Below are 23,217 nucleotides of genomic sequence, written 5' to 3' on the forward strand. Positions count from 1 at the left end.
TATTTAAATCATAATTACCTCACTTGACTTCTTAATACATATTTATGTAATAGTTTTGGAAAGAAACGCTTTAAATACACACCAAAAACTTCTTTTTTACCAATATAGGCTTCAAACTTTTCTTTTTTTATCGCTTTAATCATTTTCTCAGTAAAATCAGAAATTGATAACCCATTTTCAGTAGCAGCGTCCTGACTATTCTGTTTTGAGCCATCACCAACTAAAGCATTTTTAGCAACATTTGTATTAACAAAGCCAGGACAAATCATAGTTACTTTTATATTGTCTTTGTCGTGTTCCATACGTAACGCATCAAAAAATCCATGTAAGGCGTGTTTTGCGCCACAATATCCAGAGCGATAAGGCGAACTAAACTTACCCATCAAACTACTAACCACAACATAATGTCCAGTTTTATTTTTAATAAAATGTGGTAATAAGGCTTTACTTAAAGCAACTGTGCCTAAATAATCAATATCCATTAATTTTTTATCAACACTAATAGCTGTATCAACAATTAAAGCGCGTTGACTAACACCTCCATTATTAATTAATACATCTACCTTTCCAAAACAATTAATAGCTTGTTCTGCAATAGGTGACATAGCATCATAATTTACTAAATCAAAGGGTAAAACTGCAATGACTTCTGGATTGGGTAAACTGTATTTAATGTCATCTAAATCTGATTGATTTCTAGATGAAATTATTAACTGGCAATCCATTTTGGACAACGCTAGTACTAAACCTTTACCAATACCACTTGATGCTCCAGTAATCCATATTACTTTATTTTTGAAGGTCATGTAATCGTATATTTTAAAGTGAAATTACAAAATTAATTGAGTATTTTTGAAATCGTTAAAAATGAAAGCAACTTACCACAAACATATTTTAGAATTTAAAAGACCTAGCGGAACCTCTAGAGGTGTTTTAAAAACAAAAGAAACTTGGTTTATTACTATTGAGAATAATGGAAAACGTGGCATAGGCGAATGTGGTATCCTGAGAGGGTTGAGCATCGATGATAGGCCAGATTACGAGAATCAGCTAAAAAAAACTTGCGATAGTATAAATATGGGATTTGATTGGCTTTATATATTCAATATAAAGTTTCCGAGTATACAAATAGGACTAGAAATGGCTTTTAAAAGTTTTGAAAGCGATAACCAATTCATTTTATTCCCATCAAAATTTACAAAAGGAAAAGCTGCAATACCAATTAATGGATTAATCTGGATGGGAGATAAGGCTTTTATGAAACAACAAATTAAAGACAAGATATCATCTGGGTTTAATTGTATAAAATTGAAAATTGGAGCTTTAGATTTTCAAACTGAATTAGATATTTTAAAGGGAATCAGGCAAAATTTCAGCGAAAGCGATATAGAATTACGCGTCGATGCCAATGGTGCTTTTAAGCCAGAAGACGCTTTAGAAAAATTAAAACGATTGTCAGATTATCAACTGCACTCCATAGAACAGCCAATTAAAGCAGGACAATTTCAAGAAATGGCTAAACTTTGTGAGCTAACACCTTTACCAATTGCTTTGGATGAAGAGCTAATAGGTGTTTTTACTCAGCAGAAAAAAGAAGCTTTATTAAAAGGGATTAAACCACAATACATTATATTAAAACCTAGTTTTATAGGTGGATTTAAAGGAAGTAATGCATGGATTAATTTAGCTAAAAAACAGAATATTGGTTGGTGGATTACTAGTGCTTTAGAAAGTAATATTGGGCTTAATGCAATTGCACAATACACTTACTTAAAACAAAGTAAATTGCCTCAAGGACTAGGTACTGGTAGCTTGTTTACAAATAATATTAAGTCACCATTACAAGTAAAAAATGGTACATTGCAATACAATACTAATACTAATTGGGAATTTAATTTTTAGATTATGAATTTTATAAAACAAGCGTTTTATGTTAAACACGAATTTTGGCGCTATCTAGTAGGCTCACTAATAATTGCGGTTTTTGCCATTATTGGTCAATTTCCGTTTGCTATTGCTGCAATGGTAAAATATGTTCGTGAAGGCGGATCTATAGCTACTATGGAAGAACAAGATTTGATGACCGTTTTAGAACCAAATTTAAACTTGTTTTTAATGTTGCTGTCTTTTGCTATTGGCTTTATAGGGTTGATTATAGTAGTTAAATACTTGCATAACCAAACTATGAGGTCTGTAACTACTGCTAGACCAAAAATAGATTGGAACCGTATTTTATTTGCATTTGTATTTTGGGGAATTGTATCCTCTAGTATGATATTGATAGATTATTTTGCTAATCCAGAAGACTATGTTTTAAATTTTAAGCTCAATCGCTTTTTAATTTTAGCCTTAATTGCAGTGTTACTAATCCCAATACAAACCAGTTTAGAAGAATATATTTTTAGAGGCTATTTGATGCAAGGGTTTGGTGTGCTTGCTAAAAACAGATGGTTTCCACTAATCATGACGTCTGTAATCTTTGGTGGATTACACGTATTTAATCCAGAAGTTGGTAAACTAGGTTATGGTGTAATGGTGTATTACATTGGTACAGGATTGTTTTTAGGTATTATTACGCTTATGGACGAAGGTACAGAACTAGCGTTAGGGTTTCATGCTGCTAACAATTTATTTGGAGCCTTATTAGTATCTGCAGATTGGACGGTATTGCAAACACACTCTGTTTTAAAAGATATCTCTGAGCCAGGACAAGGATTTGGAGATATCGTAATTCCAGTGTTCATTGTATTTCCAATCTTATTATTCATTTTTGCAAAAAAATATAATTGGTCCAATTGGAAAGATAAATTGTTTGGTGATATAGAAGAACCCATAGTAGAAGATTTAGAAGCAATAGATTAACAATGACGCCAACTTTTGATAAAGTCCACAACAGATTTAAGTTAAATGGAAACTATTTTTCTTTTGAAGATTTAAAAGAAGTAGCTTATAGTTTAGTTAAAGAAGGAGAACCTTTTGAGAAAGACTTAGGTAACTTTTTACTAGATTGGTTGGATGACAAAGACTCTATTTTAGTCAAAACCTCAGGATCTACAGGTCAGCCTAAAACCATAGCTTTAAGTAAACAAGCAATGGTAAATTCTGCAATTGCTACTGGCGATTTTTTTAAATTACAACCAGGTGATTCTGCGTTGTTATGTTTGCCCGCAACCTACATAGCTGGAAAAATGATGCTAGTTCGTGCAATAGTACTAGGTTTAGAAATTGATAATGTAAAGCCTACAACCAATCCGATTTTTGATCCTGAAAAGCAGTATGATTTTTGTGCAATGATTCCTGCACAAGTTGAAAAAACATTACACAGAATTAATAATATAAAAATCCTTATTGTAGGAGGTGCTCCAGTATCTTATCAATTAAAAGTCAAGCTTCAAGATTTAAAAACTAAAGTTTTTGAAACCTATGGTATGACAGAAACCATTACACATATTGCTGTCAAACCATTAAATGCTTCTACTGTCTCCTCGAGCGCAGTCGAGAGGTCACACTTCCAAACCCTACCAAATATTACTATCTCACAAAATAAAAATGACTGTTTGGTTATTGAAGCACCACAATTAACAGCCTTTAAAATCGAAACTAATGATATTGTCAAGCTTCATTCCAAAACCAGTTTCCAGTGGTTGGGACGACTAGATAACGTTATCAATTCTGGAGGAGTCAAGTTGTTTCCGGAGCAAATAGAGGCAAAGCTTCAATCAACAATTAATTCGCGATTTTTTATTTCTTCAGAAAAAGATAACACCTTCGGGGAAGTTGCTATTTTAGTTATTGAAGCAGAAGGTAATACACTAAAACCAAACGTGTTTTCTAAGCTAACAGCTATAGAAACCCCTAAAAACGTGTATGCTATATCTCCATTTTCAGAAACATCTTCAGGAAAAATAGACAGAAATAAAACATTAGCACGACTTAAAAAGTAGAGTTTACTCATTCAAAAGTCTACTTCACTCAATATCAGTTTTATAATCTTTTATTTGGTTATAGGTTTGTTTTAAACTTTAAAACTAGCCATTATGAAACTTTTTAGATTATTCTTTTTCTTGATTTCAATTAACCTTATTGCACAAGAAGTACCAAGAATTAAATTGCAAGATTCCACATTTTTAGCATTAAAAGAATTAGACGTTAAAACAGAGGTTGTTGGTAATATTGCAACAACCACATATACTATGAAGTTTTTTAATGGAACAGATCGCGTATTGGAAGGCGAACTTGCTTTTCCGTTAGGACAAGGTCAATCTGTTACTAATTTTGCAATGGATGTTAATGGTAAAATGCGAGATGCTGTTATCGTAGAAAAAGAGCTAGGTCGAGTGGCTTACGAGTCTACAATACGTCAAACCATAGATCCAGGATTATTAGAAATTACAAAAGGTAATAATTATAAGGCTAGAGTATATCCAATTCCTGCTAATGATTATAAATTATTAAGCATAACTTTTGAGCAAGAAATGAATGCTAGCGATGGGAAACACGTCTATGAAATTCCGTTTAACTTTTCAGACCCACTAGATTTCAACTTAGATATTTTAGTATATAATACTAATCAGCAACCGGAAATTAAAAATAAGAATCCGTACAAATTAAAGTTTAAAAATAGTGACGGTGTTTTAAAGGCATCAGTAAATAAAAAAAATACTAAAGTCGACACATCGGTAGTTTTAGAGTTTCTAGTTGGTAATTCTGAAAGTGTAACCACCTACAACAACTATTTTAATGTGTATAAGTTATTTACTCCAAAAACAAGAATTAAGGAAAAGCCTAGTGACATCACTATATATTGGGATGCATCATACTCTATGAAGTTCAGAAATTTGGATGCAGAATTAAAACTTTTAGAATTGTATTTTGAATATTTAGATAATGTTAATGTCAATTTTGTAACCTTTAGTAACAAAATGTCTAAGTCTAAACAATTCAATATTAAAAATGGACATTGGAAAGCGCTTAAAAAGGATATTGAGTCAATAGTTTATGATGGAGGAACGTCTTATTTAGAATTAAAAAACGACACAAATAACGAAATCCTATTTTTTAGTGATGGTATGTTTAATTTAGGACAATTACAAGATACATTTAGAGGGCGATTATATGCTATTAACTCAGTTAAATCAGCTAATCATCAGTTTTTAGAATACACATCAAATCAAAATAATGGAAAATACATCAATTTAAATTTTACTAATCATGATCAGGCTTTACATGCATTAAAAACTGAAGCGTTTAAATTTTTAGGTATTAAAGATAACGACCTAATATCTGAGGTTTTCCCTTTGCCAAATACAACTATTACTAGTGATTTTTCAGTTTCAGGACAGTTTGAAAAAAACACAGATATACAATTAAATTTTGGATATGGAAATCAAGTCACAGAAAGTATTAAGATTACTTTAGAACAATCAAGTTTTAATAGCTTGGTTAAACGTTTGTGGGCAAAGAAAAAGCTTCAAGTATTAAATAATGATAAGGAGGTCAATAAAGATGAAATCATTAAACTTGCCAAAAAAAATCATCTTATTTCAGAGTTTACCTCACTAATCATTTTAGATAGGATTGAAGATTACGTGCGTTATAAAATAGAACCACCTGCAGAATTAAAAGCAGAATACAAACAACGTTTAGCAAATAGGGCATATGAAGACGAAGAGAGGTTTGAAAACATTCAAGATAGAAAAAATCAGCTTGTAGAAGATTATCAAGAATTAATAAAGTGGTATAACACTGTTTACCCAATAGTAACAGTTATTAGCGAACCAAAAAAAATAAACGATACTACAGTAACTGTAACAGAAACTAAAACTTGGGTTGTAGATACTTTACCAGAAATAACACCAACAGTTGCTCCAAATCTACCAACAGTTGCTCCAAGTCCACCAATAGTGAATACTCCAAAATCACAAACAAATTTAGATACTAACAAACGAATTGTATCTGGAGTCATTTCTGATGAAAACGGATTGCCACTTCCTGGTGCATATGTATTAATCAAAGGTACATCAAATGGTACTTCTACAGATTTTGACGGAAACTTTAGTATTAATGCTGAAGTAGGAGATGTTATTGAAGTAGGTTATATTGGGTATGGAACCAAAATAATAACTATTGGTGGCTCAAATAATATTAATTTTTCTCTAGAACCAGACAACAGTTTAGACGAAGTGGTAATTGTTGGTTACGGTACAACAACTACAAAAGCCTTTACAGGTGTAGCATCTACTGTTATTGCAGAAAATATTGAAGTAAAATCATTTACTAACGTAACTCAAGCATTAGCGGGTGAGGTTGCAGGTGTATCAGTTATTAATACTTCTGGACAACCAGGTTCTGTTAATACTGTACGTGTAAGAGGATATGGTTCCCCAATTGGTAATACCTCTCCTTTATATATTGTTGATGGAGTTCCAGTTAATGAATCAGAATTTAAAACTATAGCAACCGATGATATAAACAATATGACTATATTAAAAGATGCTTCCGCCACTTCTCTCTTTGGTAGTAGAGCTGCAAACGGAGTAATTGTTATCACTACTAAAGAAGGTTTAAATACTAATGCTGAGCAAATTCAAGAATTAGATAAAAAAATTAGAGAAGATATAAACTTTAAACCATGGTCGCCAGACAGCGATTACATTAAAATACTATTGGCACAGTCGACTATAAAAGATGCTTATAATAAATATTTAGAACTTAGAATTAAATATAGAAATACGCCATCTTTTTTTATAGATGTCGCAGAGTTTTTCGATTCTAAAAAGGATAAATCACTAGCTATTAAAGTGTTATCTAATTTAGCTGAAATAGATTTAGATAATCACGAAGTAATGCGAGCATTAGCTTATAAATTAGAATATTTTAAGCAATATGATTTAGCATTACACGTGTACAAAGAAGTATTAAAACTAAGACCAGAAGAACCACAATCTACTAGAGATTTAGCTTTGGCTTATGAAAACTTAGGTGACTACCAAAAGGCTTTTGATTTGCTTTATTCGATAGTTGAAGGACAATTAGTTGAAAAAGATTTAGATAAGCGTTTTTATGGCATCGAGCATCTAGCTTTTGTAGAAGCTGGACATCTATTGAATAAATATAGTAAAAGTTTAAATCTTACAGATGCCCAAAGACAACTCATTAAACCAATAGAAGTCGATTTACGTGTCGTTGCAGACTGGAATCATAATGATACAGATTTAGATTTGTGGGTAGACACTCCAGAAGAATATGCTATTAGCTATAAAAACAAAAGATCAGATTATGGAGATAGATTATCTGAAGACATGACTGAAGGGTATGGTCCAGAAGAGTTTATGATTAAAAAAGGACTAAAAGGTGACTACAATATTGAAGTCGATTATTTTGCTGACGAAGTCCAAAAAATATCAGGACCTACAACTTTAAAAATCACCATTTTTAAAAATTATGGTAGTAAAAACGAAACTAAAGAGGTGAGGATTTACAGATTAGACATTGAGAAAGATTTATTAGAAATAGGATCAATAAATTTTAAATAACAAGTTTTTGGTTGTTTACTAGTTATTTAAAATTAAAAAGGAACGTTTTATAACGTTCCTTTTTTTCCCTTTTAAATGTAATTTAGATTTTTAAAAATTCTACTCGTCTGTTATTAGCTTTCTCTTCTGGATTACTATTGGTGTTTAGTGGTTCACTTTCTCCTTTACCTAACGTGGATAACCGTGTTTCATTTATTCCTAGATTAATTAGTGCTTGTTTTACTGCTTCTGCACGTTGTTGCGAAAGACTTAAATTACTTTCTGTGGTCCCATCACTATCTGTATGACCAATAATTTGAAAACTCCAATCTGGATTCTCAGTCATTACTTCTGCTATTTTATTGATAACACCCATTGATTGTGGTTGCATGTCTGCTTTACCAGAATCAAATAATATACCATTGGTAACATATTTTCCTTCAGAAGAAATGCGTTTGTACATTTGTCCTCCTCCATGTGCAATACGTATATTTTTTATTGGAGCATTAAGTTTTTGTTTATTATTAGAGTACCCTCTAAACTGAATAGCTACAACATCAGGCACTACATAAAATTTTGGTAAATTGGATATACGCTTTTCATCATAATACAATTTAAATTTTCCTTTATTGTAAGACATTGCTATATGATGCCAAGCATTCATTTTTCCTAGAGACACCTTTTCTAATGCAAAGCTACTATTAGAGGCATGTCCAGTAGTATTTTTACCATTGCTAAGCATTAATCTAACATCATTGCTAGAAGAATATTTTAACTTTTTTGAGTCAAATATGATTTCTATTTCTGTCCAAAAGTTACTGGCATCAGCACTTTCGACATAAACATCAAATTCAATAGTAAATTCATCTCCTAAATAGTTTGGATTATTAAATAAAGGTGTAATCCTGTTATTATATTCTGCTGTACCTATTATTACTTTTTCACCATTAAATCGTGCAATTTCTGCACCACCTTTAACCAAATCCCATCGTGAAGGAAACTCGCCAACTTCTTCATATCTTAAATCATCATAAAAAATAACTTTTTCGCCAGGAATAAATTTGTAATTACGCCAAATCTCAGGAGTTTTTTGCTCTGAGGAATTATGATTTGGCGATTCTTTTTTATTTTCAGGTTCAGGAGCGTCTTCTTTTCTTTGTTGTTCCTCTTCTTGTTCTTCAGGTATTTTTTCGTCTTTTTTTTCTTCTAATATATCATCGATTTTTTCATCAGCTTTTTGCTCAATCTTTCTTTCAGCTTTTTTTTGAATTTTTTTCCAAATTTGAGCTTCGACAGATTGAAATGAAAAAACTAAAAAGCAAATCGATAAAATTGTAGTTAAGTATTTCATTTTTAACGGATTAATTGTATCTCTAAAATACAAAAAAACGTTTTAAAATTGTTTCAATACCTAAATAAAAGTTTAAACCTGTAAAACTCCCATGTTAAAAGATTTTTCAATAGGAGCGTGGTTTGCAGCTTCAATACCCATACTAATCCATGTTCTGGTGTCTAATGGGTCAATAACAGCATCTGTCCAAATACGGGAAGCCGCATAATAAGGTGATACTTGATTGTCATATCTAGCTTTAATTTTATTGAATAATTCGTCTTCCTTGTCCTTGGTAATGGTTTCGCCTTTCTTTTTTAAAGAAGCAGTTTCAATTTGTAATAGTACTTTTGCAGCACTATTACCACTCATTACAGCTAATTCTGCACTTGGCCAAGCAGCAATTAGTCTAGGATCATAAGCTTTCCCACACATTGCGTAATTACCAGCTCCATAACTATTACCTAAGATAATGGTGAATTTTGGTACCACACTATTACTCACAGCATTCACCATTTTTGCACCATCTTTAATAATTCCAGAATGTTCACTTTTACTACCTACCATAAAACCGGTAACGTCTTGTAAAAACACTAACGGAATCTTTTTCTGGTTACAATTAGCAATAAAGCGTGTGGCTTTATCTGCACTATCATTATAGATAACACCTCCAAATTGCATTTCACCTTTTTTGGTTTTCACTAATGTACGTTGGTTGGCAACAATACCTACAGCCCAACCATCTATTCTGGCATAAGCGGTAATAATGGTTTTTCCGTAACCTTCTTTATATTCATCAAATTCAGATCCATCAACTAAACGTTTGATAATCTCTTTCATGTCATACTGATCTGCTCTAGATTTAGGTAGTATTCCGTAGATATCTTCTGGATTATCTTTTGGTTTTTTACTGTCAGCTCGATTAAAACCGGCTTTGTCATAATCGCCAATTTTATCCACGATGCGCTTAATTTTATTTAGTGCATCTTTATCGTCTTTGGCTTTATAATCGGTTACTCCACTAATTTCGCAATGTGTTGTAGCACCACCCAAAGTTTCGTTATCTATCGTTTCTCCAATAGCAGCTTTAACTAAATAACTTCCAGCAAGGAAGATACTTCCGGTTTTATCAACTATTAATGCTTCGTCACTCATAATTGGTAAATAGGCTCCACCTGCAACACAACTACCCATAACTGCAGCAATTTGGGTAATTCCCATACTACTCATTACCGCATTGTTTCTAAAAATGCGACCAAAATGTTCTTTATCAGGAAATATTTCATCCTGCATTGGTAAATAGACTCCTGCAGAATCCACAAGATATATAATTGGTAATCTGTTCTCTATTGCAATTTCTTGAGCACGTAAATTCTTTTTTCCTGTAATTGGGAACCATGCTCCAGCTTTTACTGTTGCATCATTAGCTACGACAATACATTGTTTTCCTTTGATGTAACCCATTTTAACAACAACACCTCCAGAAGGACAACCACCATGCTCTTCATACATACCATCGCCTGCAAAAGCACCAATTTCTATACTTTTCTTTTTTGAATCTAGAAGATAGTTTATACGTTCTCTAGCAGTCATTTTTCCTTGTCCGTGTAACTTTTCAATACGTTTTTCTCCGCCACCAAGTTTTACTTTGGCTAATCTAGATTTAAGTTCAGAAAGGAGTAGTTTATTATGATCTTCGTTTTTATTGAAGTTAATATCCATTGTTAGAATTTTGTTTGACGTAAAAATACAAAAGATAATAGTCTAATGAAACATCTATTTAATTACTATTTTTTATTTTGAAAAAAAGACTTGTAAGTATCGATTTAATTGAAAATTATTATATTTAGATACATTAAATTTAAATTAACCTACTATGTATTCACTTAAACAGAAATTTACCCTATTGTTATTTCTGCTCTTTTCTGTTCAATTAACTATTGCACAAGAAGATCAATTACTACCCAAAGGATTATCAGCTAAAGAAAGATCCTTAGTTTCTCATTTTCAATTTAAAAGTTCAAGCTCTACTGCTGCACCTTCAGGACCTGTAAGGGCTGCTGCCGAATGGGAAGAAGTAGAATATTTAGTTATTAGATGGACTTCTAATTACCAAAACATATTACGTCAGATTGTTGAAGTAGGTGTAACAGAATGTAAGGTGATAATTGTAACTCAAAACCAGACTTTGGTATCTAATTATTTATCCTCAAACGGAATAGATTTAACTAACGTTTCTTTTTTAAATGCAGCTTCAAATAGCATTTGGATTCGGGATTATGCAGGTAACACCATTTACAGCAATGATGTTGGTCAGCGTGCTTTGGTAGATTGGATTTACAATCGTCCAAGACCAGATGATGATGTTGTTCCTTCAGGACATGCTAGCATGTTAAGTTTACCAATTTATATAACAGATTCTGGGACTAATGATTTAGTAAATACAGGAGGAAATTACATGTCTGATGGTTTAGGAAATGCATTTGCTTCTGAATTGATTTTAGAGGAAAATGAGTTAGGTAACCCATATAACGTTAGTGCTAAAACAGAAATAGATATTGATAATATCATGTTTAATTACATGGGCATTGATAATTATATTAAAATGCCAACATTGCCTTATGACGGTATACATCATATAGACATGCACATGAAACTACTGGATGAAGAGACTTTACTGGTTAGTAAATATCCTGCAGGAGTTGCAGATGGACCACAAATAGAGGCTAATATTCAATATGTTTTGAATAATTTTCAATCGCCTTTCGGGACACCTTATAAAGTAGAATGGATTGATGCACCACCAAGCACAAGTGGATTATATCCAGATAATGGAGGTTATTATCGTACCTATAGTAATTCATTAATATTAAATAAATCCATTCTTGTTCCAACATATAGACCATCTGTAGATGGACCAGCTCTAGCCAAGTATCAAGAGCTAATGCCAGGTTATAATGTTGTTGGGATTGATGTTGACAATTCTGGTGAAAACCTAATTGCTTCCAGTGGAGCAATCCATTGTATTACACATACTATTGGAGTTTCAGAACCTTTATGGATTGTACATCAACCAGTAAATTTAGTAAATGCTGGTACCAATATAACCATTGATGCAATGGTTAAACACGTTTCTGGAATCTCTAGTGCCAAAGTGTTTTGGAGAGAAGAAGGCACAACAACGTTTAATGAAACAAATATGTCATTAGTTAGTGGCGACAATTGGACTGCAAATTTACCATTAGCTGCAAGTGCAACTAATATAGATTATTATATTTCAGCCCAAGCAGTATCTGGAAAAGTGTTAACTAGACCTTTAGTAGCACCTTCTGGGTATTGGACTACAGAAGTCAATACGTTGTCTGCAGAAGAATGGGCAGAAAACAACATCTCTTTGCCTTATCCAAATCCTACAAGAAGTAATGTAACCTTTAATTTAAATAATATTAGTGGAGAAATTGATGTCACTATTTTTAACAGCTTAGGGCAAAGATTGTATTATAACACAATAGTATCTGGTAATGGTGTGATTAATCTAGAGTTGAATGATGATTGGCAAGGTATGCTTCATATTATTTTCGAAGGTGAATTTGGTACAATCAACCGTAAAATCATTAAAATTTAAATAACTTTTTTCAACCTAAAAAGCACCTTAAAATAAGGTGTTTTTTTGTTTCATATTTAATATAAAACAAGGAATTAGTTTCCTTGTAAAATAAATACATTTTTTGTATCTTTGTAAAAAGTAAATATTATGAAAAAAATTATCGCATTTGGAGCAAGTAATAGCTCATCATCTATAAACAAACAATTAGCAACTTACGCATCAACTTTAGTAGAGAATGTTGAAACAGAAGTATTAGATCTAAACGATTTTGATGTGCCAACGTATAGCATAGATATCGAAAAACAATCAGGTATACCAGATAAAGCCCAACAATTTTTTGATAGAATTGGTGCATCAGATGGTGTAATTATATCCTTAGCAGAACATAATGGCGCTTACACAGCAGCATTTAAAAGCTTGTTTGATTGGATGTCAAGAATTGATGTCAAATTATTTCAAGAAAAACCAATGTTATTAATGAGTACCGCTCCTGGACCTAGAGGTGGACTGTCGGTTTTTGAAATGGCAGAAGGTAGGTTTCCTAGGCATGATGCTACAATAGTAGCTAAGTTTAGATTGCCTTCTTTTAACGATAATTTTAAGGACGGAAAAATATCTAACCCAGAATTAAACGATATGCTAAAAGAAGCAATAACCATTTTTAACGACAGTATTAAATAATTAAAATTTATGGTCATGGGAAATTTTGCCAAAGACATTAATTCTAAATTTGAAAATAACAGAATAAAAGCTATGCTTAATATTTTGTACACAGCAAATTACATTTCTAGTTTTCAAAATGAGTTTTTTAAACAATTCGGGTTATCTCCTCAACAGTATAATATTCTCAGAATTTTAAGAGGTGCAAAAAAGCCTATTAAAGTACAGACCATTAAAGACAGAATGGTAGAACGCGCGCCAAATTTAACACGTTTAACAGATAAATTGTGTGATAAAAATTTGATTGTTCGTATTCCATTTCCAGAGGATAGACGCGTGGTGTTAATAGAAATAACAAAGACAGGATTAGAGTTGTTAGACAAGATAAAACCCACAAATCCTACACATAATCTGTTAGACAATTTAACGGAAGAAGAAGCAGGTCAATTAAGTGATTTGCTAGATAAAATGAGATGATTTAAAAAAAGAAAGAAAGGAAAAAAATAATGAAAACAATAGTACACAAAGCAACAGATCGTGGATATGCTAATCATGGTTGGTTACAAGCTAATCATAGTTTTAGCTTTGCACAGTTTTATAATCCAGATAAAATACAATTTGGAGCTTTACGAGTTTTAAACGATGACGTTATAGCGCCTAGTATGGGATTTAGCACACATCCTCATGATAATATGGAAATTATAACCATACCTTTAAAAGGGACGCTTAAGCACAAGGATTCTATGGGTAATAAATGGCAAACCATAGAAGCAGGTGAAGTACAAGTTATGAGTGCTGGTAGCGGTTTAATGCATTCAGAAATGAATGCAAAAACGGATGAGTATTTGAGCTTATTTCAAATTTGGATTTTACCAAATAAGCAAAATGTAGAACCACGATATGATCAACAGTTTTTTAAAGCTCAAGACCGTAAAGGACAATTACAAACCTTAGTGACATCAATAGACAATCAAGCGGAAGGTTTGAAAATTCACCAAGATGCTAAAATATCTAGAATAGATTTAGATGAAGGCACTTCATTTACTTATCAATCTTTAAGTAAAAAGCATGGGACTTATGTTATGAATATTACAGGTGAAGTTTCAGTTGAAAATAACGTATTAGAGTCTCGTGATGCTATAGGAGTTTCAAATACTACAGATTTTTCAATACAATCTAAAACTCCTTCACAGTTATTATTTATTGAAGTTCCGATGTAAACTTACAACTTGAATTATATTAAAAAAGCATCCTAATTAGGATGCTTTTTTTGTTAAAATACACGATATTTGTATTTCACATTTTATTAAAATAGGATTATGGCAATGAATAAAAACACAGTGTTAGCTTGGGCTACCACAATTATGGTAATAGTAGGATTAGGCTTAATAGCATTAGGTGCTTTTAGGTACGATGATGTTGCAGGATGGGGTTTTGCAGCTGTAGGTATTGGTTTTTTTGCTATTGCTTGGGTGTTTAATGCATTGAAAGGAAGGGTTTAAAAACCAAATAACAGGTGGCTTAAAACGTAAAGTTTTAAGCCATTTACATTTTAGACATAAAAACATTAAAAATTAAAAGTTAGAGTATAGTTATGAGCGATGATAAAAAAGTAATATTCTCAATGTCTGGGTTGACTAAAACGTTTCCTAGTGCACAAACTCCTGTACTTAAAAATATATATTTAAGTTTCTTTTATGGAGCTAAAATCGGAATCTTAGGTCTTAATGGTTCTGGTAAATCGACACTATTAAAAATAATAGCAGGTGTTGATAAAAACTATCAAGGTGATGTTGTGTTTTCTCCAGGATATACGGTCGGCTACTTAGAACAAGATCCACAATTGGATAATGATAAAACGGTTATGGAAATTGTACGTGAAGGTGCAGCAGAAACTGTTGCAATCCTTGACGAATATAATAGTATTAATGATCAATTTGGTTTAGAAGAAGTCTATAGCAATCCAGACAAAATGGAAAAGCTAATGAATCGTCAAGCTGAGCTACAAGATCAAATTGATGCTGCTAACGCATGGGAGTTAGATACCAAACTAGAAATAGCAATGGACGCCTTACGTACACCAGATGGCGACAAAAAAATAGGAGTATTATCTGGAGGAGAACGACGTCGTGTGGCTTTATGTCGCTTATTATTACAAGAACCAGATGTGTTATTGTTAGATGAGCCAACCAACCACTTAGATGCAGAGTCTGTACATTGGTTAGAGCATCATTTAGCTCAATATAAAGGAACGGTTATAGCTGTAACGCACGATAGATACTTTTTAGATAATGTCGCAGGTTGGATTTTAGAATTAGATAGAGGTGAAGGTATTCCATGGAAAGGGAATTACTCATCTTGGTTGGACCAAAAATCTAAACGATTAGCTCAAGAAAGTAAAACAGCTTCTAAACGTCAAAAAACATTAGAACGAGAATTGGAATGGGTGCGTCAAGGTGCGAAAGGACGACAAACAAAGCAGAAAGCACGTTTGAAGAACTATGACAAGTTAATGAGTCAAGATCAAAAGCAATTAGATGAAAAACTTGAAATATACATCCCAAATGGACCAAGATTAGGGACTAACGTTATTGAAGCTATTGGAGTTAGTAAAGCTTACGATGATAAATTATTATACGAAGATTTAAACTTCAACTTGCCACAAGCTGGAATTGTTGGTGTTATTGGTCCAAATGGAGCTGGTAAAACTACCATTTTCAGAATGATAATGGGAGAAGAAACACCTGATAAAGGCGAATTTAAGATTGGAGAAACCGCTAAAGTCGCTTATGTCGATCAAGCACACTCTAACATAGATCCTGAAAAATCGATTTGGCAAAACTTTAGTGACGAGCAAGAATTGGTATTAATGGGAGGAAAAGAAGTAAATTCTAGAGCCTATTTAAGTCGATTTAACTTTTCTGGTAGCGAACAAAATAAGAAAGTAAAATTACTATCTGGAGGAGAGCGTAACCGTTTACATCTAGCAATGACGCTTAAAGAAGAAGGTAATGTATTACTTTTAGATGAACCTACTAATGATTTAGATGTCAACACATTACGTGCATTAGAAGAAGGTCTAGAAAACTTTGCTGGATGTGCAGTAGTAATCTCTCACGACAGATGGTTTTTAGATAGAATTTGTACACATATTTTAGCGTTTGAAGGCGATTCTCAAGTGTATTTCTTTGAAGGTGGATTTAGTGAATACGAAGAAAATAAGAAGAAACGTTTAGGTGGAGATTTAATGCCAAAACGAATTAAGTATAAAAAGTTAGTAAGGTAAGTTAACTACATTATGACAATAAAAAAGACTGCAATTTACAGGCTTTTTTTTTAATCTATTTTAAAGATCTCACCTGTTATTTCATAAACATCATCATATCCTCTGTATTTATAGCTGTTTTTTGAAGTTGATATAATATCTACTGTAAATGATGTTCCTATTAGATATTGGCTTTTTGGATTATTCACTTCTTTAAAAGTCAATGTATATTGGCAGTCAGACAACCAATCTATATATGCAGTTGCTTTGTATCCACTTTTTGAGTTAGATTCAACTTGAATAGAGTCATTTCGTATAATAATAGAATCTTCATATTCTAGACCAACATATGCAAAAGTACCAGTTTTAAACTGTTTGCATTTATTATCTTGAGCATTACAACTCAAATTAAAAATTAGTAGAAAAAATAACAAATATTTCATTGACGTAAATTAATCATTAAAAACAAACATAAAAATAGTTAAAATGAATATTTAAGTTTTCAAAAAATCTATTTTTATTCACTATTCACTATTCACTATTCACTATTCACTATTCACTATTCACTATTCACTATTCACTATTCACTATCTCTTAGGATACCAATCTAACTGTACCACTTCAATATCTGGATTGCCTTTATTAACTAAGGTTTTAAATCTTGCAACATCACTTAAGCCACCTTTTCCTCTGTAGTGAAACGGATAGACTTGTTTAGGTTTAAAATCTAAAACAGCACTAGCAGCACTATCGACTGTCATGGTGTAAGGCAAGTTCATACATACAAATGCTTTGTCAATGTTTTTAAGGTTTCGCATTTCTGGGATGTCTTCTGTATCGCCAGAAATATAAACGCGTTCTTCTCCGAGAGTTACTATATAACCATTTCCACGTCCTTTAGGATGTCTTGAGGTGTCATCCTCTGGTAAATTATACATTGGTATAGCTTCAATTGGAATATCTTTAACCACAGCACTTTGACCATTATTTAGAGCTCTAAACATCGGTTTAAAGTCTTCAGGAAATTTATCAATAACCGCTTGTGGAGCAACAATCAAGCTGTTTTTTAAATCTAATTCTTTTAACGTATCGATATTTAAATGGTCTCCATGGATATCTGTAATTAATATAATTGTTGGTGTTTTTTGGCCTTCAAACGCTTTTCCTCCACCAGTTGGATCAGCATAAATGGTATGGTCTTCATAATTTAAAACCATTGTTGCATGAGATATTGGTATTATTTCTATATCATTTTGCGTGCTTAAGCTTTTGTTTTCTTCAAGTTTTGAGGTATCAGTTTTAGTTTCATTTTTACAACTATTTAATACTAAAGTCATTGTAAATAAGGCTAGTGCTAATTTTTTCATTTAAAATTAATTTTTTCATTTCCAAGAAGTTGGAAATCTAAGATTTGTTTTAAAGATAGTTACTTTTCAATTAAAAAATAAATTGTAACATTTTTATAAATAATAATACATATAATCACAGCATAAATATTTCGAGAACTACTATTTTTTTCCGAAATTGCTTTACTAAAATTAGTCCAACCTTAAAAACAAGAATACATATGTCTGATGATTTTGATTTATTAGAAACAAACTCTAACGAAAAAAATGCTAAAGTAGATGTCAATTGGGGAAAAGCAATTGATACCATGAAGTCTAAATTGGCGCAAGAAGACGATCCAGAAAGTCGTCAAAAAATACTTAATGCAACGTTAGACGATGTTGTTGGTATGGCAGAAAAAGACCGTACAACGCTTCTAGACGCGATTAAAGATTTAACGGATTATCAAGATGAAGTTGGTATTTTATTCGAGCGTTTTTCATCACTTAACGAAAAAGAACAAAAAGTTATTGACGATGCTCAAAAAGCATTAGAACGTGCTAAAATAGAATTGGAAGATGCTAAAAACAAACCAGATACTTGGTGGAATAACCTTTGGGGACGTAAAAGCAAAATCAAAAAAGCAGAGCAAGCTTTAGAAACAGCAGAAAAAACACGAGCTGCAGCAGATAACAAAGCCAAAGCCATGTTTCAAGAACGTATAGAAAGTGCAGATATTCAAACCCTTTTAGGCGAGCTGTCTTACAAATCTCAAGCAGCTATTACACGTCTTAAAAATCGTGAAGTAGAAATTAAAGAAGTAGAGGATAAACTGCAAGATGCTATTGTTGAAGCTTCTAAAAATCATACAAAAGCACTAGAAAAGAAAAAGGAAACAGAAGACAAACTAGAAGAACAGTATGCTTTACTTAAACAAGCAAGACAAGCCTTAGAAGAAGTAGCAGATAAACAATCTACAGAGTATTCTGACGCGTTAGCTAAAGTAACACAGTTAGAACAAAAAGTCGAAGAGTTAGAAGGACTTAAAAACGCCTACACAACTCTCGCAGCATCTAAAGATAGCTTTGTGCACAAGCACAACTTGACTATCAAAGTACTAACCTCTTTACGTAGTAATTTACAAACGCATCGTGCCAAATTAAAGTCAGATACAGAAGAACGTTTAAAGTATTATGATGGTTACGTGGTGGCTTTAAAAGCGCGTACAGACCAAGAGTTTGCAGCTATTTTAGAGCATTTAGGAGTTAAAACAGATGAGCATATTGGAGAGACTTTAGCAGCAATGCATACAGCAAGTGCTAAAGCACGTCAAGAAATGATGGACAACATTCCAGTACACGAAAAAGTTATGCAAGGTGTATATCGTAGCTATGCTGAGGCTTTACAGGAAATCAGAGCTAAAGATGTAGATATTCAAAAGAATTTTGCAGACCGTTATGGCATCGATATGAAAGAGATTTTTGAAGAGTATTATAATTCAGATGCCAATGCGCCTTCAGGAGAAGATGATTCAACAGGAGGAGGTAATGGTACGCCAAAACCAGAAGCAGGAAACGACGACTTATTGTCTTAACATAATTATAGCGTTACCACGCTTAAGGCGTGGTCAGGCTTTCACTACTCGCTCTCTGCGAGGAGCTCAGACAGACCGTTCAATCCTTAACGCGCTTACTCATGGACTTAATTATAATTAAATAATTCGTGAATTAGTGGTAACCTATAACTAATCACTAAAGATCATTTACTAGAAAATGTCAATAAACCACATCGTAACACCTTTAGATTCTGCTTATTTAGATAGCAAAGAACAATATGTGTTTTATCACAAGAAGGTGGACTTTGCTTTGAAAGAATTAATAGTTGGTGTCCAACAAAACGGATTGTGCACACCTCAGGAAGTTATATTCTTTAAGCAATACTGTGACTTGTTATTATACTCTATTGAAGCGATGCGTATTAAGTACATGTATGATGAAGAAGATAACATGAAAGTGGATGTCACAGATTCTGGTTTTCCTAATTATTTGGAGTTTAGATACCTGTATAACGATTTATCTTTACGTGATAATTACTTAAATAAACTAAAAGATGTATCTGTACTGCAAGACGAATTTTTAGATCAGTTACTACGAAAAAAGCAACCTGTTAGACGTGATAAGTTATTTCAAGCTGCATCCATAGTCTACTACACATCAGTAGAACAACAGTATATTTTTAATCGTTTTGTTCAAGGAAAAATTATTAAAGCACCAGAAGGAAGTCAAGCTAAATATATGACGAGTTGGAGTTTTTATGATGTGTCACTCAACAGGCCTTTTATATGCTTCATGTATTTTGACTATGATGGTAAAGATCCTTTAAAAGACAAAGATGATATTTACGACACTTTAAAAACGGTTGCAGATCGTAAAATGGATATGGATACTATGGCTTATGGTATTGATAGACGTTTAAAAAATGTATTTCCTAAATATGTTAAACGATTGGATATAGGAGCATTTCATAACGTTTTTGCAAAAGACGATAACGATTTAACACATACAATACTTGAAGCTATAAGTAAAAAAGAAGTGCCTTTAGAAGCTTACGCATTATCTTTTAAAATACATGAAGTATTTTCTGGAAGTACCTTTAAAGAAGGCGGCTATTTTAGTAAACAAACGCTTCAAAATTGGAGTTCACCAATTAAGCAAGGTTATGTGTTTGCACCACACAGAATCATACAATTGCTATATAATAAAAATCCTGATATCATGAATAAGTTGGCAAAGCCACCTTTTCAAGTCTCTGATTTAAAAATTGATAAAATATAAAATTAGTAGGTAGTCAATACAATAAAAAACTGAATACTGCCAACAGCATACTGAAGACTAAAAAACATGGAACATAACTCAACATTCCCAATAAAAAAATCAGAATTAGACGTTTTACGTGACGAAGCCTCATCATATTTAAAAAGTATTAGTTGGGAGCAAGGCGCACGTGCAAAAAATAAAGATAAAGACGCTAAAGACGAATCTATTTTATTATATCTGTCCAAAGCCAATAATGGATCATCGGTAGCAATTACTTCAGTATCAAAAACCATTTTAGCATTAAAAAAACGATTATTACCAGATTCTGTTGCTATTCCACTATTTTTAAATCAAACTTTATTTGCAGTACAAGAAGGACTAACTTTAGGGATTTGGATAAAAGATAGTTACTATGATGCGTCTGGTTTATCTAGTCTTAACGAGCGTAAATCCGCTTTAGATGCTAGTGGAAGACGCGAGTATGAAAGCAAAATGCAAACCGCAAGCGCCTTTATGCTATTTGCTTCAGCTTATAAAATTTTACATCTTTTAAAACCACATGCTTCAGATGATTTAAGTGTGATGAAGCAGAAATTTGCAGGTATTCCTGAAGTGTCTTTAATGACTCCTTTAAAAGGAGTGTCTTGTGCTTTATTTTACTATGACAAGTACTTAGCTCATCCAGAGATTATCAAAAGTGATAAAGACGTTGCCGATTTTACAGTTGTGTATTTTGAAGCGTTGATAGATGAAATTAATCTTCGTAGAAGTAGCCTAGAATATACAGAGACCATATTAGACAGAACCTATAAGCTTGAAAATAGTGATTTTGCTATTTCTGGTTGGGAAAACACCTTTCAGGGAACTGCTAAAAGTGTCGAGTTTAATAAAATACAATTCGACCAGATTGTTGGTAACAGAGATGCCAAGCATTTTGCACGTCGTTTAACTGAGCGTATGCTAAGCTACGACTTTGAAGCAAAGAAAAACCCATTTCAAGAATTAGGTGGTTTTATGCCAGTGTTTATGGGTTATGGTATTCCTGGAACAGGAAAAAGTATGCTGATTGCAGCAATAGCAACACGTTTAAAAGAGCATTGCGACCATTTAGATATTCCGTTTTTATTTCACCCAATGCCAGACACGTTGATTAGTACGTTTCAGGGTGGATCTGCGGAGAAAATGGTAGATTGGATGAAACCTTTACAAGATCCTAACAAGCTTATTTTTGCACCAATTGATGATGCAGAAAATAACTTACAAGAGCGTACCACACAAGGTGTTTCTGCTGGAGTAAAAGAGGTAATTGGTGTGTTTTTAAGATACACAGAAGGTGCTTATGCAGTAAACTATGGTAACAGTTCTATTGGGCTATTTACAAACTTACCTGAAATGTTAGACAAAGCAGTCATCTCTCGTGTACAAGGACGTTTTAAAATAGATGGTGCCAGAAACGAGCATGATTTTATAGATCAAGATCACTTATGGTGGCGAAAACTAGACAAGACTATGCCTAGTTTTGTGAACATGAGTAATCCAAACGATTATAACTATTTAGATGCACAACAAGTGGCAAAAAACTTGGGCGAAATATTAGATAAAGTCGATAAGCCTACAGAACAACGCGTGTTAGATACGTTTAACAAAGTAGAGAGTAAATATAAAGATACAGAGCATATGTTTTATGCACATTTGTATACAGAGATTCAAAAGATATTTCCATTTTTCTCGTCTCGTGACGTGCGTAATATTCAAAAAGCAGTGTCTTTACGTTTAACCGATTTTGATTTAGAACCAGATTGGTTTGACAATCCAGACATCTACTTCAAAAAAGATTATGATACTAAATTTGGTATGTTGCAAGAGTTAATGCGTGCTAATATGAAAGGTTTAGACTTTTCAGACATAAGACGTCAAGAGGTTGTACGTTATTTAGATAATGTGGCAACTATTGCAGATACCGACTTTAAACGAAAAGTAGATGCTAGAGTTAATCAATTAAACATTGAAACTGCTGCAAGAGAGCAGTTTGGTAAATAATAATAAAACACATGGAAGAACAATCAGACATCCCAATAGAAAAAAAAGAATCCAATCTTGGCATCCAAGATTATCTATCTTTAGGTTACGTATTCTTATTGGTTTTGGGTGTTTTCTATCAAACGATATATTTTAAATACTTAGGCGTTAATATTTTGGAATACTCTTCAATATTAGATGTATTAATTAGTCCAATTGCTGTATTAACAGGAGATTTAAAATTATTGTTAGGTGTTGTTATTTGTTGTGTTTTGGCATTAGTTTATGCAAAATACTTACCAAAATATTATGATTGGTTAAGTAAAAAGAAAAAGTATCAAACTGGAAAGAAAAAAGATAAGCTAGATAAAGTTAGACACTCACTTAAAAGTGGATCGAAAGTATTAGTTACTTTTCTGATTGCTTTATATATCATGGGTGGATTTATTGGGTTTGGAATTGGACGTGGTCAAAGAACTAAAGAAAAAATAGAAAACGATGAAATTAAATTATCACATCAAATAACTTTTGAAGATGGACAATCCCAAAACATTAAAATGTTGGGTAAAAACAGTTTATATGTATTTTACATTACTAAAGGAGATCAAGAAGTATCTATTGCGCCAATTGACAGTAATATTAAAGTGATTAAAAAGTTGAAAAAAGAAAAAGACGATTAG

General features: G+C 32.5%; 19 protein-coding genes. 14 read left to right on the forward strand and 5 right to left on the reverse strand.

What is annotated here, in order from left to right; genetic code table 11:
* Positions 1-14 precede the first annotated feature (14 nt).
* Complete coding sequence (locus Ollyesu_RS11375) at positions 15-806, reverse strand: SDR family oxidoreductase (protein WP_279301344.1); 792 nt, start codon at positions 804-806, stop codon at positions 15-17.
* Positions 807-867: 61 nt separating this feature from the next.
* On the opposite strand from Ollyesu_RS11375, the gene Ollyesu_RS11380 reads away from it, so the two are divergent.
* The 4 genes from Ollyesu_RS11380 (at position 868) to Ollyesu_RS11395 (ending at position 7,535) form a co-directional block, all read left to right on the forward strand.
* The gene (locus tag Ollyesu_RS11380; protein ID WP_279301345.1) at positions 868-1,902 is read left to right on the forward strand and encodes an o-succinylbenzoate synthase; all 1,035 of its coding nucleotides are present in this window, start codon (positions 868-870) and stop codon (positions 1,900-1,902) included.
* A 3-nt stretch (positions 1,903-1,905) separates the two neighbouring features.
* Positions 1,906-2,862, forward strand: a complete 957-nt coding sequence (locus tag Ollyesu_RS11385) for a type II CAAX endopeptidase family protein (RefSeq protein ID WP_279301346.1) — start codon at positions 1,906-1,908, stop codon at positions 2,860-2,862.
* A 2-nt stretch (positions 2,863-2,864) separates the two neighbouring features.
* Positions 2,865-3,944, forward strand: coding sequence for an AMP-binding protein (locus Ollyesu_RS11390; protein ID WP_279301347.1), 1,080 nt, complete (start codon positions 2,865-2,867; stop codon positions 3,942-3,944).
* Between the two features lie 93 nt (positions 3,945-4,037).
* Entirely contained in the window at positions 4,038-7,535 is a 3,498-nt protein-coding gene (locus Ollyesu_RS11395; RefSeq protein ID WP_279301348.1) for a VIT domain-containing protein, read from the forward strand.
* Between the two features lie 82 nt (positions 7,536-7,617).
* Here the strand turns inward: Ollyesu_RS11395 and Ollyesu_RS11400 are convergent, their stop codons facing one another.
* Positions 7,618-8,865, reverse strand: a complete 1,248-nt coding sequence (locus tag Ollyesu_RS11400; RefSeq protein ID WP_279301349.1) for an OmpA family protein — start codon at positions 8,863-8,865, stop codon at positions 7,618-7,620.
* A 72-nt stretch (positions 8,866-8,937) separates the two neighbouring features.
* Positions 8,938-10,566 carry a carboxyl transferase domain-containing protein gene (locus Ollyesu_RS11405; RefSeq protein WP_279301350.1) on the reverse strand — a complete coding sequence of 543 codons (1,629 nt, stop codon included), beginning with the start codon at positions 10,564-10,566 and terminating at the stop codon, positions 8,938-8,940.
* A gap of 154 nt (positions 10,567-10,720) precedes the next feature.
* Here Ollyesu_RS11405 and Ollyesu_RS11410 point away from each other — a divergent pair, with 154 nt between their 5' ends.
* The 6 genes from Ollyesu_RS11410 (at position 10,721) to ettA (ending at position 16,397) form a co-directional block, all read left to right on the forward strand.
* On the forward strand, positions 10,721-12,469 hold the full coding sequence (locus tag Ollyesu_RS11410; protein WP_279301351.1) for an agmatine deiminase family protein: 1,749 nt from the start codon (positions 10,721-10,723) through the stop codon (positions 12,467-12,469).
* A gap of 129 nt (positions 12,470-12,598) precedes the next feature.
* Entirely contained in the window at positions 12,599-13,132 is a 534-nt protein-coding gene (locus Ollyesu_RS11415) for an NAD(P)H-dependent oxidoreductase (RefSeq protein WP_279301352.1), read from the forward strand.
* A gap of 15 nt (positions 13,133-13,147) precedes the next feature.
* Positions 13,148-13,588 carry a MarR family transcriptional regulator gene (locus tag Ollyesu_RS11420; RefSeq protein WP_279301353.1) on the forward strand — a complete coding sequence of 147 codons (441 nt, stop codon included), beginning with the start codon at positions 13,148-13,150 and terminating at the stop codon, positions 13,586-13,588.
* Positions 13,589-13,617: 29 nt separating this feature from the next.
* Entirely contained in the window at positions 13,618-14,331 is a 714-nt protein-coding gene (locus Ollyesu_RS11425) for a pirin family protein (protein ID WP_279301354.1), read from the forward strand.
* Positions 14,332-14,430: 99 nt separating this feature from the next.
* Positions 14,431-14,613 (forward strand): CAL67264 family membrane protein, encoded by a 183-nt coding sequence (locus Ollyesu_RS11430; RefSeq protein WP_045474501.1) that lies wholly within the window; start codon positions 14,431-14,433, stop codon positions 14,611-14,613.
* A gap of 92 nt (positions 14,614-14,705) precedes the next feature.
* Positions 14,706-16,397, forward strand: coding sequence for an energy-dependent translational throttle protein EttA (gene ettA / locus Ollyesu_RS11435; RefSeq protein ID WP_279301355.1), 1,692 nt, complete (start codon positions 14,706-14,708; stop codon positions 16,395-16,397).
* A gap of 50 nt (positions 16,398-16,447) precedes the next feature.
* Here the strand turns inward: ettA and Ollyesu_RS11440 are convergent, their stop codons facing one another.
* Positions 16,448-16,819: a hypothetical protein gene (locus tag Ollyesu_RS11440; RefSeq protein ID WP_279301356.1), complete on the reverse strand. Its 372-nt coding sequence runs from the start codon at positions 16,817-16,819 to the stop codon at positions 16,448-16,450.
* A 144-nt stretch (positions 16,820-16,963) separates the two neighbouring features.
* Complete coding sequence (locus Ollyesu_RS11445) at positions 16,964-17,743, reverse strand: MBL fold metallo-hydrolase (RefSeq protein ID WP_279301357.1); 780 nt, start codon at positions 17,741-17,743, stop codon at positions 16,964-16,966.
* 200 nt (positions 17,744-17,943) lie between these two features.
* On the opposite strand from Ollyesu_RS11445, the gene Ollyesu_RS11450 reads away from it, so the two are divergent.
* From Ollyesu_RS11450 to Ollyesu_RS11465, 4 genes are all read left to right on the forward strand, one after another.
* Positions 17,944-19,296 carry a microtubule-binding protein gene (locus Ollyesu_RS11450; protein WP_279301358.1) on the forward strand — a complete coding sequence of 451 codons (1,353 nt, stop codon included), beginning with the start codon at positions 17,944-17,946 and terminating at the stop codon, positions 19,294-19,296.
* Between the two features lie 178 nt (positions 19,297-19,474).
* Positions 19,475-20,536, forward strand: coding sequence for a hypothetical protein (locus tag Ollyesu_RS11455; RefSeq protein ID WP_279301359.1), 1,062 nt, complete (start codon positions 19,475-19,477; stop codon positions 20,534-20,536).
* 66 nt (positions 20,537-20,602) lie between these two features.
* Entirely contained in the window at positions 20,603-22,558 is a 1,956-nt protein-coding gene (locus tag Ollyesu_RS11460; RefSeq protein WP_279301360.1) for an AAA family ATPase, read from the forward strand.
* Between the two features lie 11 nt (positions 22,559-22,569).
* Positions 22,570-23,217: a hypothetical protein gene (locus Ollyesu_RS11465; protein ID WP_279301361.1), complete on the forward strand. Its 648-nt coding sequence runs from the start codon at positions 22,570-22,572 to the stop codon at positions 23,215-23,217.

The organism is Olleya sp. YS, from assembly GCF_029760915.1.
GTDB lineage: Bacteria > Bacteroidota > Bacteroidia > Flavobacteriales > Flavobacteriaceae > Olleya.